This window comes from Shewanella canadensis, assembly GCF_003966225.1.
GTDB lineage: Bacteria > Pseudomonadota > Gammaproteobacteria > Enterobacterales > Shewanellaceae > Shewanella > Shewanella canadensis.
Genome location: NZ_RXNU01000027.1, coordinates 1 through 14,495 on the forward strand (window position 1 = coordinate 1; position 14,495 = coordinate 14,495).

The following is a 14,495-nucleotide window of genomic DNA, read 5'->3' on the forward strand; positions in this document are numbered from 1 at the left end:
CTTAATAATGACACATCTATCACTCCACATTCTCCTGCTCAGGGGTGGCAGGAGGTATTAAATATGTGGATCAGTTTTCAATGCAAATTAGGGGGGAAAGTGGATCAGTTTTGGATGCAAACTAACACCATTGTTCAGACTCTAGTGTTGGACTTGCTTAATGCACCTAATACCAATCGATGGTTAAAATCTTTCAGCACCTATTATCCGGTAATTGATAGCAGAAGTAGCCCGATAGCTATCATAAGAGCCAAGCTGCAACTCAACAATAGACACAAACCATAGATCAAGCTAAATGGATCTGGTTTCATTAGTCGGCCTTAGAAGCTGTATGCGCAACCCAGAGCCACCGTTATTCCTTATAAGAAGACTCTACATAGTCGATAAGCAGAACGGGTTATTCTTATACATATGGGTGTTAGCCCCTGGATAGGGGCTAAATATGAAGCAAATTATTAAGCAGGCTTGAAGCCTGGCGTCACTAGATGACGCCAGGTAACGATCACCATGAGTAAGCCGGAACCGGCAAACACTGATAATCCCAGCGCACCGGATTGCGCATAACCTTCAATAAACGAAGAGCCACACCAGGCGATGCCAAACAAGATATCCAGGATTCCGATCAACAACAGAGGTATCGCATACCATTTAAGTTTAACCACCATATGGACATACACCATGACGTTGATTGTCAACATACTGATAATGCCCAGACAGAACCATTGTAAAGCTTCCATCACTCTTTCTCCTGTGTGTTAACCGGCTGTGCCGATGTTATTTTTCATAGAAACATTAGTACGCATATCGGCACCTGACTCCCAGAACTTCTCAACCTTGCCGGGAATAGGCTCGGCTCCCTGTCCCCCATACCCAAATGCAGGATGGGCTTCGGCCATAAATGCATGCAAGAATTTTGGCATCATAGGATTAACCGCCATCATCATCCAGTGATGCCAGAAGTCGGGTTCATTAAAGGTACAGCTGGCGATACAGTTCAGGCAGGAGGTATCGTTATCGACCCAGAAGTTGAAACAACGTTTTGAATCTGAATGCCATTTACTGACGCCAGAATGACTATTCCAGGTATAGCCCGGTTCATCACTGAACTCATAGGTAGGCTGAAAGGTTGGCTCATCGTCCTGACTGATGGCACCTGACGGGCAAGAATCGGCACACTTCTTACAGGTCTTGCAGAACTCTCGCACGCCCCAGGTACGTGGCTGATCGTAAGCATCTCCAAAATCAATATCGGTGAAGATCTTACACAGTCTCACTCTGGGCCCGACGCCCGGCATGATACAAGAGCCGAGACGACCTCCTTCTCCCATGCCAGCCAGAATGGCATAGGCCACCGAGTTAGCCAGATCGTTACCCGCACCTACGGCATGATAACCACAACCACGAATAAACTTCGCCATCTGGCAAGCCATCTTACCCATGTCGCTATATCCGTTACCCGTGGCACCTTCTGAGGTCCAGGATGGCGCTGTCGCCACGTTGTCATAATCCATAGGGGTGGCAATGACAATCACTGACTTGGGTTTGAATGGGAAATCTTTCTCCCAGGATAGGGTCCGTTCATCTTCCATGTCGTAAAGAGGATCGTAAACGAAACGTTTGTCGAATTTAGCAATACCTACACGGACCGCGCCAAACAGGCGTCCGGTCGAACGGATCATGTCTGCGGCACGTTTTCCGCTTCCCCAATCATATTGCTCTTCTTCTACGTCGGTTTGATCCCAGCTATGCAGGGGAGTGTTTGGTTGACCGAAGGCGGATGCACGGGATTTTGCAACAACCAGAGGATACCAGGCGGCATGACCGATAGCCCTGTCGGCCTGACCATATCCGGATTTACTATTATCGAAATGATCGCGGTTTTCGAATGTCTGGACCACATCATTAAAATTAAAGTCTTTCTTCCACAAATGTGAATACTGAACCGAACGCTCGGGATGATCTATCTTCGACAATTTTGGGCTAACCGCATGAGTCAATACCAGATCTCGTTGATCGAAGGGCTTAAAGTTGAGTTCATCGACTTCGATACCCGGTGTATTCGTCGACCCTTCCAGCGCCGCTTTCGACGCGCCTAATGCCACTCCCCCGGTCAACATAGCGGCGCCGCCACCGATAACAGTTTTCTTAAAGAAACTACGTCGCGACATGTTCGGCAGATCATCTTGTAGCTCTTGTGAGCTCCGGTTTTCAATTTGGTTTGTCATAATGCTTAATTCTCTTCATGTAACAAGGAGACAAAGTCTCTGTGAACAGGGTCAAACGACTTCAATCAGTTCAAGGTCAAAAATCAAGGCAGCATTCCCGGGGATCTTCGGCGTCTTACCAACCTGACCATAGGCCAACTCTGCCGGGACATATACTCGCCACTTAGAACCTGCCGGCATCATCTGCAGTACCTCAGTCCAACCGGGAATAACGCTCTGCACCGGAAACTCTACCGGCTCCCCTCTCTCGACGGAGCTGTCGAACACTTCACCATTGATCAACATGCCATGGTAATGAACGATGACATTATCGACCTGACCGGCAGTTCGACCCTCACCCATCTCTATGACCTTGTATTGCAGCCCAGAGTCTGTGATAACGACACCTGGTTTAAGGGCGTTTTCAGACATAAACGCCTGACTTCGGCCCGCTGTTTCATCAGCTTCGCGTTGACGAATGGCCGCTGCCTGAGCGGCGATATTTTTAAATGCCGATTCCACTTGCTGATCTGTGATGGGAGCAGCTCTGTCATGGAAACAATCCAACATTCCGGCAAAAACGGTTTCCATCTCCAACCCGTCAAAGTTGTGAGTTTGTAGATGGCGACCAAACTGCCACCCCAGCCCATAACTGACTCTCTGCTCATCATTGTCGAGCGGTACTGGTTTAGTGTCTGTCATGATGATTCGACTCCTTAGATTAGGTAAGTGTACTTAAACTGCTGTTTCTAATGTCCACCCGGAGCATCCGGTAAGGGTAGAATCAACCTTGCATCAGGCTTCATAAAACTCTGATGACAGGCATTACAGGCTTGAATAGTGGTCACTACGGCTTTCATACTGGAATTACCATCATGGTTTCGAACCGCTAAACGCAGACCAAGGGTGGCATTTTTAAGCGCCTTAGAGCGGCTCTGAAACTCCTCCTTACGTTCCAGCAAGTCATCACTGGCCTTACTTTCAGTGAAAGAATCGAACACAAAAAAGAAGTCGTTATACATAATGGATAAACCAGCTAAGGAATCGACTCGGTTAAGCATGGTAAAACCATTCCACGGTTTCTTACCGGTAGCAATGGCACCAGCATCCATCAGGCTAGCCCCCATGAGGCGGTGAACACCTTGGCGGGCTTGAATTGCCGCCGCAGGTTCGGCGTAGGGATCGGGCATTGAATTAGCTTCTGCCGCAACACTAAACAGGCTTGCAAGCAAAGTTATTGAGAGAACTGTCTTCTGCATTTTTTAGATTTCCTATCGACACACTGCCACAGGCAAAGCGCATGGGTCATATAGCACTGAATGAAAAACCGAAACGGGTTAACCTTCTGTCGCTAATTTGGGATAATGACCCAAAATCGCTTACCCAACGATATAAGTACCGACCAGTACATACGTTAGTGGCGATAATACCCCTCGATGTACCAGCTGGTACATAACGAGGTTGTAAAAATGTGACACATGGTCTGAAAATAGACAATTTTTGATTTAGAGCAACAACCACAATTTTTGTATGGGTATGTCAATGACCGGTAAAGTAACGCGCCAACGTTTTTCCAAGAATCAATGGTTGGAGGCTGGGTTAATAATGCTATCAAACCAAGGTGTTGATAAGCTAAGCATAGGTAATTTGTCTCGCACTGTCGGTGTCGCCAAGACCAGCTTCTACTGGCACTTTAAAGACAGACAAGATCTGCTCGATCATATGCTGGAGTACTGGGTGTCTGAATTTAATGCCGTGTTAACGGACAACCCGGATCTGCCACAACTTCCCCCTAAACAGCGACTGCAAGCCATAGCCGATACTGTAGTCGGACAAGATTTGGCCAAATATGAGTTAGCCATCCGCGGCTGGGCCAGCCACGACGAGGCTGCCATGGCGGTGTTCGACAATATTCACTCACGCCGAATGGCCGTGATTCAACGGGCCTTTGCCGACGCCGACTTCGATGAGCAGGAACAGAAGACCCGTGCAGAACTGTTTAACTGTTATCTTAACTGGGGCAAGGTCATGAACAACGACCCCCTATCATTTAAGACAACGGTAAACAGACTCATTCCCATGTTGCTTCAGGCTCCGGTTGAGGCTGGTTAACGCTAAAATGTGAATTCTTGAGCAATTTAGTCAAGTTTTACTTGCCAGAGTTTAAACAGGCCAATAATATGCACCTTAAAGGTATAAATAATTTGCAGCTTTGAGGTGTTTATGAGCGTTACAGACCAAACTGAGATCTCCTTATCTGAACAGCGTGTCGGTCAGCTTGTGGCCGATGACTTTCGCTATGCCCATGTATTTAGTCAATTTGGTATCGATTTTTGCTGTGGTGGGGGTCGAACATTAGCCGTTGCCTGTGACAAGGCCGGTATCGCATTAGTCGATGTCGAAACAGCACTTAGCAAAATAAACTCTGAAGGCAAAAAAGATGATGCGCTTAATCAATTGCCACTCGGTGAACTCATTGACTACATAGAAGCCAATCATCATGCCTATGTCAGAGAGAAGGCACCTCTGTTAATGGAATACAGCCAGAAGATGGTACGGGCACATGGTGAACGTCACGCAGAAATTAAACCTTTTGCGGGCTGGGTACGCGCATTAGTCAACGATCTGACTCCGCACCTGATGAAAGAGGAGAAAATCCTGTTTCCGGCCATCAGAGCCATGGCCGCTGGCGAAACCGTCGAAGGATGCTTCGGCCATATCGGCAACCCGATTAACGCGATGCAACATGAACATGACGATGCGGGTCATATGCTCGAGAAACTTCATGAGCTTACCAATCATTTCCAGCCGCCTGAGCATGCATGCACCACATGGCGGGTTTGTTACGCGACACTAGCCGAGTTCGAAGCCGATTTGATCCAGCATATCCACCTCGAGAATAATATCCTCTTCCCTAAGGCATTGGCACTCTAAACAAAGAGCGACAACTAAGAACAAAAAAGCCGGCTATTGCCGGCTTTTTTGTTAAATTGCAACCTGCTCCATGGTTGACCATAGAAGCGATGCCTGTTTTTGCTTTATTAACTGTTCAATCAACTCTCTTATCTTTGGCTCTGCATCTATAAACTTACTCATATTGGCCCCACCACGCCTTGCATCATAGATGGCCTCACCATCGAGGCGCCCATCGTGGTACACTTTTATCTCGGCGTACACCATATATAAAGCCAGATCCCAAGCCCAATTAGCAGTATATGTAGCGGTCCATTCACATTGATTGCTAGCATTGAGCTCTCTAACTATTCTGTAATCTATTTTTTTTTCTTTTAAAACAACTTCCATCTCTTTTAAAAACCCCTCCCGAACATCAGGGTTTTCTTGAATGCACACAACTGCAGTGTTATTTATCTGAATAGGGTCAATTCTCTGTTTGATCGAACATGCTGTACTAAGAAATACGATTAAAAAAGCAATTACTATTTTTCTCATGACAATCCTTATCTAATTACAATAGTTTTAAAAACGTTTATTTCATTACAAAGGCAGTAAACTCATCTAACACATTTAAAGCCATTACCTCTTGGAACCTAGTTCACAACTATAGTCCTATCAGCAGATAACCGCCAATAAGCGCGATCACGCCTCCCGACATCCGCATCAGGTTATACTGCTTGCTCACACGCTGCATCCCCATGCCCAGCAAAACCCCGACAATATGTATCGTCGCTGTACCGCTGATAAACCCAAAAGCATAGAGTATTGGATTAGCCAACTGCGGCATCTCGACGCCATGGGCATGACCATGAAATATGGCAAACACGCCCACAAATGCCATCACAAGTAGTTGAGGAAGTCGCTTATCGATAGCTAAAGCTATTCCCAACAATAGCACCGAAATTGCAATCCCCATCTCTACAAACGGAACCGGAATAGAAAGCAAACCAAGAATACCACCAACCAGCATAAATATGACGAACGCGGTGGGGACGGTCCAGATAGCCCTACCACCGAGTTGGGTGCTTAAGATTCCCACACACAACATGGCTAACAGGTGATCGAATCCCAGAACGGGATGGTTAAACCCCGTGATAAAACCACCTGAGGAGTGGAGTTCATGGGCCTGTACCGGCAGTGATGAAAAGAGGATGACAAACATTAAAACAGCTAAACGTATCATGACAACGAACCTATCCTTGATTAACTCACTCTGGAGGGACAAAGCAAGATACACTGCATCACCCAAGCATCACTTGATACATATCAAGCGATTGAAAGCTTAGGAAAGAAGTGCTGACAACTCAGATATATCGCCGATCTCTATATGGGGTAACATACCCGCGCCTTTGTCGACCCGAGTTCTGTCATAAGCAGGATTGAGCCATACCGATTGACACCCTGCCATTCTCGCCCCCTGAACATCGTTAAGATAGCTATCACCCACATGCAGTAAGGTCTGATGAGCAATATTCAGTCTTCGACATGCGGTGTAGAACATATCCGGGTAAGGTTTCTTTCTTGTTCCGTCACCGGGGTGGAGTACAAACTGAAAAACGGAATCCAAGCCTATCTTGGCGGCATCGACATTTCCATTGGTCAACCCTATCAGGGGATGTCTCTGACCCAACTCCTCGAGCAAACTGATAACGGTTTTTGATACGGTAAAGTTAGAACGATCCCTTAAAAAGTGTTCAAGCCCCTCTTTAGCTCCCACCTCCGCCTCCGCTCTGGAATAGCCAAAACCGAGTAACCCTTGCTCTAACATGATAAGTCTTGCGGCTGTGGTATCGTGAGCGAGTTCCGGGTGCTGTAGAAGCAAGGAGGTTTTTAACGCTATCCAGTCGGCCCTTTCCCATCGACAAGACTTACCGTATTCCCGATAGAGAAACGCCATTAATGATGCCTCTGCCCGTTTTAGGACAGGACGGTTATCGTATAAGGTATCATCGAGGTCAAAGCTAATTGCACGAAAATCTCGTGTCCTTATGTAAGAGTGGACCATCAGTTTTTTCCTGCTTTCGGTGTCGGTTTAACTTTAGCTTTAGCTCTCGGGTGTGCGCCATCATAGACTTTCGCTAAATGCTGGAAGTCTAAGCTGGTATATATCTGTGTCGTCGATAAATTGGCATGTCCGAGTAACTCCTGAACAGCCCTGAGATCGGCGCTGGACTCTAGCATATGCGTGGCAAAAGAGTGTCTGAGCTTATGGGGATGAACACGCATATTCAGGGCCTGTTCCTGCCCCCACTTAGTCAGTCTGGCCTGAATACTTCGATGTGCTAAACGTTTTCCTTTACCGGTAACAAACAGGGCATCATCTTCACAGGCGACAACTCCCTTTCTACACGTTAACCAGCATTCGATAGCATGCATCGCCATATTACCGACAGGCACGATTCGCTCCTTGCTTCCCTTTCCCATCACCTTGACCTGTCTCTCACTGAAACTGATATCCTTTACATCCAATGCAGCCAGTTCCGCCAGACGTAAGCCAGAAGAGTAAAATAGCTCCATAATGGCCTTATCTCGTACACTCAATGGATCATCGCCCTCTATCTCCAAAAGATGAGTGACGGAATCAAGATCCATGTTTTTTGGCAGAAGTTTATTTTGCTTTGGGGCACTCAGACTCATTGCCGGGTTAGCCTGAATAGCACCCTCTTTGAGCAGGAAGTCACAGAACTGTTTTATCGCAGACAGTGTGAGTGATATGGAACGAGCGCTAAGCCCTTGTCGGTGAATCTGGCTCAATGCTCCTTGAAGTTGCTCTCGGGTAACATCAAGCCATGAGGTGGTTTCATCCAGCCGCTTACTGACCCGCTCTAACTCATACAGATAGTTACGTACCGTATGTTTAGATAGTTGACGCTCTGCACTGAGGTAACTTTCAAATTTCTGAAACCATTCAACGTCCATTAGGGCCTGTTTATAATTTTGGCAATAAGTGATCTAAAAGCTGCTTAAGTTGATCCAACAGTAGATTATCCATCTCGGGATGAAAGTGCATCGCATCTTGGCTTGCAATAGCAAAAATCACCTGCCCACACTGCTCAGACAATCTGGATAATGCCACTGACCCCACGTCGCTACCGAACAGGCGTTTAGACTCTTCTATGGTCAGACGCCCGAAGTAATGCCCCTGGCTCAAACGTTTGCTCCAGATCCGCGACAGTTCACTATCGAGATCATGTACAGTAATAAGTCTGACGTGACTAAAATGGAACTGAGACTTTAGTCCTTCGGATAAGGCTTGCCTTAATTCTCCGAGATCTTCACATTGCAGTAATTTAAGCGACAGTGCCGTATTGAACATATAGATCATTTCATTACGCGAAGCCACTCCCATCAAGGAGGTGATCTCCTCCTCAAGCTGCTGCACCCGACTTCTCAGCATCTCCTGCTTTCGTTCAACCAGAGATACGGCTCCACGCTCAGCGTGGGGAATTCGCATGGCTAATAGCAATTCTGGATATCGACTGAAAAAATCGGGATTATCCAACAGATATTCACGTATTAGTATTTCGTCGAAGGGGGCTTCTTTTTTCACTTTAGATGCATCACTCATTGTTGTATCTGTCCATCATATACGTGTTCGGCGGGGCCAGTCATCCACAACGGCTTACCTTCCCCTTCCCAGTTAATCGTCAGGGTACCGCCGGGAAGATCGACACGCACACAATTGTCTAATTTTCCTTGTAGCAGCCCCACAACTGCAGCGGCGCAGGCACCCGTTCCGCAAGCTAAGGTCTCTGCAGCTCCTCGTTCATAAACTCTCAACTTGATATGTCCCGAGTTGATGATCTGCATAAAGCCCACATTGACCCCTTTAGGAAAACGTTCATGACGGGTAAGCAGGGCACCAATGCCTTCAACATCTGCAGCCTCAATGTCTTCGACATCCAATACACAGTGAGGGTTGCCCATGGAAACGGCACCAAACAAGAAGGTCTGCATATTTGAATCAGGAGTCGTCGCCTGAAGCAGGTATGTCTTTTCCATTTTCTTGGCATTGAATGGAATTTTTCCTGGTTCAAGCACCGGAATACCCATATTAACCGTCACATTACCGTCTCTTTCGAGCCTTAGTGTGATCTTGCCATTTGAAGTGCTGACTCTGATTTTCTGTTTATTGGTCAGCCCCTTATTACGAACAAAACGGGCAAAACAACGGGCACCATTGCCACACTGTTCGACCTCGCTACCATCGGCATTAAATATGCGATAGTGAAAATCCAGATCCGGATCATAAGGGGGTTCTACCAGTAGCAACTGATCGAAACCGATACCAAAATTTCGATCGGCAAGGCGCTTGATCTGATCAGGTGAGAAGAACACATTCTGTGTTACTCCATCGACCACCATAAAATCATTACCTAAGCCGTGCATCTTAGTAAAATGGATCAAGATAGATATCCTTTAAAATCTGTGTTCTACAGCTTGAAGCAGAACAAAAACAAAAACAAAACTGCAATATAGACAGTTTACGGCAGTAGTTGCTCACCTTGCCATAGCTGTGACAATTTTTCTCGTTCACGAATAAGATGTGCCCGGCTGCCATCGACCATGATTTCGGCAGCTCTGGGACGGGAATTATAATTTGATGACATAGTAAAACCATAAGCACCCGATGATCTAACCGCAAGAAAATCGCCGGTATCGAGATTTAATTCTCTGTTTTTACCTAAGAAGTCCCCCGTTTCACATACCGGGCCCACGATATCGTAATTACGTGTATCACCTTCCCGAGGCTTCACCGGAATAATGTTTTGCCAGGCGCTGTAAAGTGAAGGACGGATAAGATCGTTCATCGCACCATCGACCAGGGCAAAGTGTTTATCACTGTTACCTTTAAGGTAGAGTACCTGAGTAACAAAAATACCGGCATTGGCCGCGATCGCACGACCAGGCTCAAAAATAAGTTTTAGCGCTCTTCCGCCCAGACGCTCAAGCAAGGCGGCAGCGTAAACATCTGGCTGAGGAGGTGTTTCATCATCATAGGTCACGCCTAAGCCGCCACCAACATCGAAATGCTCAATGTTAATCCCCTGCTCAGCCAATCTATCGATTAAGGCAAGCATACGATCCATGGCATCGAGAAACGGCTGTATCTCTGTCAATTGTGAGCCTATATGACAATCCACCCCCTTAACTTTCAATCCAGGCAAACTGTTCGCTCGAGCGAAGATAGCTTCGGCTTCATCCATGGCGATACCAAACTTATTTTCTTTAAGCCCGGTAGAAATATAGGGATGAGTACCTGCATCGACATCGGGATTCACTCGCAAAGATACTGGTGCCACTTTCCCCAGACGCACCGCAACCAGGTTGAGTTGTTCTAGCTCTGCGGCCGATTCAACATTGAAACAGTGGATCCCCAGATTTAATGCCATCTCCATCTCGGCAACCGTTTTACCGACACCAGAGAAAACCACCTTATCGGGTGAGCCCCCAGCCTCGATCACCCGGGAGAGTTCGCCACCGGAGACAATATCGAAGCCACTGCCCAAACGTGCAAGTACATTGAGTACAGCAATATTTGAATTGGCTTTCACCGCATAACAGATGAGATGCGGATGATTCGCGACCGCACGGTCAAACGCATGCCAGTGACGCTCTAATGTCGCACGAGAATAGATGTATAAAGGTGTTCCGTAGGTTTGAGCTAGCTGGGCAACCTGGCAATCTTCGGCCTGTAGCTCATTATTTTTATAGAGAAAATGGTCCAAGAGTCTATTCCTTATTGCTTTCTTTCTTTGGCTGTTCTTTTGTTTGTTCCTGATTATCTTGTTTGTCCGGCGATTTATACAAGGGTCCCTTTTGACCGCACGCAACGATAAAAAGGCTACCAAGCAATATCAATGAACACACTCTCATTTTTCTCAACATCTTTCTGTCCAGTTTCTTAATAGCAATCGGTATGATAGCAATACTTACATCCTTACTGATGTTGCAGAGTTAGCCTTTCTACGTCAAGCAGATAAAGGACTAATACATGCTATTCCTGTTGTTTCATTCCAAATCAAAGCCAAGATGTGAGGCTTTTACAAAATTTGATTGGAGTGATGGGTTGTGATTGGTACTATCAATGAGGAAAACTACATTATCACTTCAACCAAGGATTAAGACCCAATGGCAATGACAGACTCTGAATTTCATCAACTGGCCGATGAAATGTTTCAAGCCATAGATAACGCCATCGAGCAAGCCATCGATGAACAGGATGCCGATATCGACATTGATGCCTCTGGAAATGTGCTGCAGTTAGAGTTTCCGGATACATCAAAAATTGTGATAAATAAACAGGAACCCTTGCATCAGATCTGGGTTGCAACCAAATTCGGGGGCTACCATTTCTCTTTCGTGGACGGTCGGTGGATCGATGAAAGAAATGGCGGTGAGTTTATGCCCTTCGTTATCGACTCTATTCAGCGTCAAGGTGACATCCAGCTTTCACTGTGATCCCCATGCTTAAATGACAACTCTGAATAAAGAGGCCATTAAGTCATCTGGCCTCTCTTATACCAATCCTACTAATTATGTAATCTTTCAGCGGGAGTTCAAAACGCTGTAGGTAAGGCGGATGCTTGAAGCTAATAGTTATTCTATATCGAAAGCATCTAACGCAGCATAAAGAGTTTTGAAACCCGCACTATGTGAGCCTCTCAGGCATTCCACTTCTGTGTTGCATTGACTTAAAAGGGAATAACCATTTCTTCATCAATGCGCCTTGAATTGAAAGGCCTGAGAGGCTCTGAACTGATCACCTATTTAGTGAGATTGGTATTAGCTGTCCATTTCAGCTAGAAGTCCATCTCAGCCTCATCCACCGACACACCGAAGGGGATCGCCCTTAGGCGACCATCGATCCGTATCAATCTGAAAAACTGTGGCAGGTTAAAACGCTGTGCAGAGGTATCCGGCTCCTCAAAGGCATGGTGATGGCTGACCTGACTCACCAATTCATCAACGTTAGCGCCTTGTTGAACATAGTGATTCAGCTCATTTTGTTCATTAAGCACAAACACATCTAAGCCATGTTCGCCTTGACGAAGAAAATATTGAATTGCACCATGAGCTGCAAAATCTTGAATAACATCGGGTATTTTTGTGAAAGGTTCATTACCAAGATCGGGTCTGGGTAACTCTATCACCTTCTTCATCGTGAGCTGTTGATAGAAAGCCTTGGCATCTTTAAGATCCTGAAAAACCATCCCTTTACTGTTAAAAAAGATCCCGTACTGTACCTTTCCGACTTTCAACGGATAGACCAATGTCGATGAACTCGATACTTGCAAGCTTAAACGAACCGCCCGTTGAACCAGCCCCGTCACGGTGCGCTCGAACTGAGATTTAAGCTTAGCCGAACAGCTGATGACCTCTATGGATATATCTTCGGCAGCCTGCCTTATGCCCGGTATGATAAACGCCAACGCATTTAATATACCCAATTCTCCCTCGTAATGGTGGCAATGCCATTCACCCCATGAGCTCAAACTGATGATGTCGATCGAAGCCAGCATGTTTTGCTGACGACGACCTAGGGAGAAGATATTGGCATTCATATAATCGACCATGATCTCCTGCCCTTGCCATTGAGCAGTCGGGTCGCTATTGAAGTTAAGCAGTAGTATCAGTTTTTTGTATCGCCACGGCTGATAAAGATCCATCTTAGACACGTGCTTCTCTTCAGACTCAAAGAAGGGAATCAATCGCTTGGCCGCCGTCGTTAAATATTCTGATTTCCCGCTACCGTTAGCAAACTCATACCAGGTCGTCACCTGAGTGGAAACACCGTTTAATGTCGCCCAGGCGAGTAATTTAGCTTTGCTTCTGGAACGGTAAACGGCTCTCTGGCCAATAAAATTTCTCGAATAAGGAGGGCAACGATACAGACAGTACTCATTATCATTGTGACTATAAATAATCGTCAAATCCGGCTCGGCAATGGAGTCACTCCAAAGACGATTTAGACTAATGATCTGCTGAGTATCGGCGCTGAAATAGGTATGAAGTTTTCGGGTCAGTAACCCTAACTCTGATAGCCTGAAACTTCCGTTTAGCTTATTGATTGAAGCAAATTGAATAAGAGTCTGATAACTGCCTAGCATAAGTTCATTGAGCTGCTCATTAAACCATTGCAGCTGGCCGCAATGCCAATCTTCACAGTGATCCAGTGTATCGATGAGGCTCTGTGACCAATTCCAGCTATCGACTAAACTTCTCAGCTTGTGATAACGCCAATCTTTAGCCTGTTCAAACTCACTCAATCGAATACCGCATTTGAGGTAAAAGCAACGACGAACAATCTCCAATCGACTCCAATCTTGCTGTTTTTCAAGATAGACTTCGATCGATTCATAAAGAAGATAATAAGCATCGTTCGCGGCAGAGAAATCACCATCTATGGTTCGCTGCCATACCTTTTCGCTAACCAGTAAGGTATCTGGGTATTCTGTGGCATACGCCTCGAGAAGCAGTACCTTGAGTAATGCTTTATGTGGCTTGTCTAAGCCTTTATAGAGTTGCCATAGAGAAGCACCGAAGTACTCGCTCGCGGGGATGTGGCTCACGTCTCCTAAATATAACAGCTCATCGGCTCTCTGAGCATTTGGCCACCAAGCGACGGTTTTACCCGCTAAACGGATTTGACTGCGATAAAATTCCTCAAGCAACAACCAATGTTGTGCACTCCCACTGTGTTCCTGACCTATAGGATGAAGCGATTCATCCTCGGATATTGATGCTTTTGAGAACTGTTCCGGATGAACCAGATAAATATTAACTTCCAACCCATATTGAGCAAACCAGGCGGTTAGAAGCGATGATTTATCCTCGAGTAATCGGCACTCCTCTTTAGTCAGTAAACGATCGTGCACCAGCCATACATCGATATCACTCTTAGGGTTCTGACCAAAGCTGGCCATGCTCCCCATACTGTAGACCCCTTCAATAGCAGTCTGCTTAACTTGATGCTGCGTTGGTTTGACTAAATCGAGCGTATCACAAGCGGCAAGTTCACTCTCTGAAGGGGCATAATTGAAGATCCCCGAAGGTGTCATGGAGCCGTTATAACCAGGGTAGCCAGCTCTATGATAATGAAATAGAAGCGGAATGAGTCTTAAGAGGTCTCTTTTAAGTGGGGAGAGTATCGCGAGTGCACGAGCCAGCCTGATCCGATTTAATCGTTCAGCGGTTTCGATAAATTGGCTCTGCTCATTGATCAAATGATTTGATTCCAGAAGGAAATAGAGAGTTGATATTCATGCTAGCAGCTTTATTCGCATTAGGAAATAAATGAGATCAAGATCACACTTTAAAGTCCTAAATAGTTGG

General features: G+C 46.1%; 17 protein-coding genes. 4 read left to right on the plus strand and 13 right to left on the minus strand.

The window, feature by feature from the left end:
• The coding region (locus tag EKG38_RS25110; protein ID WP_221767772.1) for a hypothetical protein at positions 1 to 285 on the plus strand (285 nt) is incomplete at its 5' end.
• 170 nt (positions 286 to 455) lie between these two features.
• Here the strand turns inward: EKG38_RS25110 and EKG38_RS24220 are convergent.
• The 4 genes from EKG38_RS24220 to EKG38_RS24235 are packed head-to-tail and all read right to left on the minus strand — an operon-like array spanning position 456 to position 3,463.
• On the minus strand, positions 456 to 737 hold the full coding sequence (locus EKG38_RS24220) for a VcrB family reductive dehalogenase putative membrane anchor (protein ID WP_126523451.1): 282 nt from the start codon (positions 735 to 737) through the stop codon (positions 456 to 458).
• Positions 738 to 755: 18 nt separating this feature from the next.
• Complete coding sequence (locus EKG38_RS24225; RefSeq protein ID WP_126523452.1) at positions 756 to 2,225, minus strand: reductive dehalogenase; 1,470 nt, start codon at positions 2,223 to 2,225, stop codon at positions 756 to 758.
• 51 nt (positions 2,226 to 2,276) lie between these two features.
• On the minus strand, positions 2,277 to 2,906 hold the full coding sequence (bamJ, locus tag EKG38_RS24230) for a BamJ family beta-barrel-assembly machinery protein (RefSeq protein WP_126523453.1): 630 nt from the start codon (positions 2,904 to 2,906) through the stop codon (positions 2,277 to 2,279).
• 47 nt (positions 2,907 to 2,953) lie between these two features.
• Entirely contained in the window at positions 2,954 to 3,463 is a 510-nt protein-coding gene (locus tag EKG38_RS24235) for a cytochrome c (RefSeq protein ID WP_126523454.1), read from the minus strand.
• A gap of 283 nt (positions 3,464 to 3,746) precedes the next feature.
• On the opposite strand from EKG38_RS24235, the gene EKG38_RS24240 reads away from it, so the two are divergent.
• Complete coding sequence (locus EKG38_RS24240) at positions 3,747 to 4,316, plus strand: TetR/AcrR family transcriptional regulator (protein ID WP_126523455.1); 570 nt, start codon at positions 3,747 to 3,749, stop codon at positions 4,314 to 4,316.
• Positions 4,317 to 4,427: 111 nt separating this feature from the next.
• Positions 4,428 to 5,138: an iron-sulfur cluster repair di-iron protein gene (gene ric, locus EKG38_RS24245; protein ID WP_126523456.1), complete on the plus strand. Its 711-nt coding sequence runs from the start codon at positions 4,428 to 4,430 to the stop codon at positions 5,136 to 5,138.
• A 51-nt stretch (positions 5,139 to 5,189) separates the two neighbouring features.
• Here the strand turns inward: ric and EKG38_RS24250 are convergent, their stop codons facing one another.
• The 8 genes from EKG38_RS24250 to lptM form a co-directional block, all read right to left on the minus strand.
• A complete protein-coding gene (locus tag EKG38_RS24250) occupies positions 5,190 to 5,654 on the minus strand; it encodes an Sbal_3080 family lipoprotein (RefSeq protein WP_126523457.1) in 465 nt (154 codons plus the stop codon).
• A 109-nt stretch (positions 5,655 to 5,763) separates the two neighbouring features.
• The gene (locus tag EKG38_RS24255) at positions 5,764 to 6,342 is read right to left on the minus strand and encodes a HupE/UreJ family protein (RefSeq protein WP_126523458.1); all 579 of its coding nucleotides are present in this window, start codon (positions 6,340 to 6,342) and stop codon (positions 5,764 to 5,766) included.
• 99 nt (positions 6,343 to 6,441) lie between these two features.
• A complete protein-coding gene (locus tag EKG38_RS24260; protein WP_126523459.1) occupies positions 6,442 to 7,164 on the minus strand; it encodes an HAD-IA family hydrolase in 723 nt (240 codons plus the stop codon).
• Entirely contained in the window at positions 7,164 to 8,078 is a 915-nt protein-coding gene (gene xerC, locus EKG38_RS24265) for a tyrosine recombinase XerC (protein ID WP_126523460.1), read from the minus strand. The genes EKG38_RS24260 and xerC overlap by 1 nt, the downstream gene beginning before the upstream one ends.
• 10 nt (positions 8,079 to 8,088) lie before the next feature.
• Positions 8,089 to 8,727, minus strand: coding sequence for a DUF484 family protein (locus tag EKG38_RS24270; RefSeq protein WP_126523461.1), 639 nt, complete (start codon positions 8,725 to 8,727; stop codon positions 8,089 to 8,091).
• On the minus strand, positions 8,724 to 9,566 hold the full coding sequence (dapF, locus tag EKG38_RS24275; protein WP_126523462.1) for a diaminopimelate epimerase: 843 nt from the start codon (positions 9,564 to 9,566) through the stop codon (positions 8,724 to 8,726). Before dapF ends, EKG38_RS24270 begins: the two co-directional genes overlap by 4 nt.
• A gap of 77 nt (positions 9,567 to 9,643) precedes the next feature.
• On the minus strand, positions 9,644 to 10,888 hold the full coding sequence (gene lysA, locus EKG38_RS24280) for a diaminopimelate decarboxylase (protein ID WP_126523463.1): 1,245 nt from the start codon (positions 10,886 to 10,888) through the stop codon (positions 9,644 to 9,646).
• Positions 10,889 to 10,892: 4 nt separating this feature from the next.
• The gene (lptM, locus tag EKG38_RS25500; RefSeq protein WP_398355990.1) at positions 10,893 to 11,036 is read right to left on the minus strand and encodes an LPS translocon maturation chaperone LptM; all 144 of its coding nucleotides are present in this window, start codon (positions 11,034 to 11,036) and stop codon (positions 10,893 to 10,895) included.
• A gap of 255 nt (positions 11,037 to 11,291) precedes the next feature.
• On the opposite strand from lptM, the gene cyaY reads away from it, so the two are divergent.
• Entirely contained in the window at positions 11,292 to 11,621 is a 330-nt protein-coding gene (cyaY, locus tag EKG38_RS24285) for an iron donor protein CyaY (protein ID WP_126523464.1), read from the plus strand.
• 341 nt (positions 11,622 to 11,962) lie between these two features.
• On the opposite strand, the gene EKG38_RS24290 is transcribed toward cyaY, so the two are convergent.
• Positions 11,963 to 14,386, minus strand: a complete 2,424-nt coding sequence (locus EKG38_RS24290; RefSeq protein ID WP_439332677.1) for a class I adenylate cyclase — start codon at positions 14,384 to 14,386, stop codon at positions 11,963 to 11,965.
• Between the last annotated feature and the right edge of the window lie 109 nt (positions 14,387 to 14,495).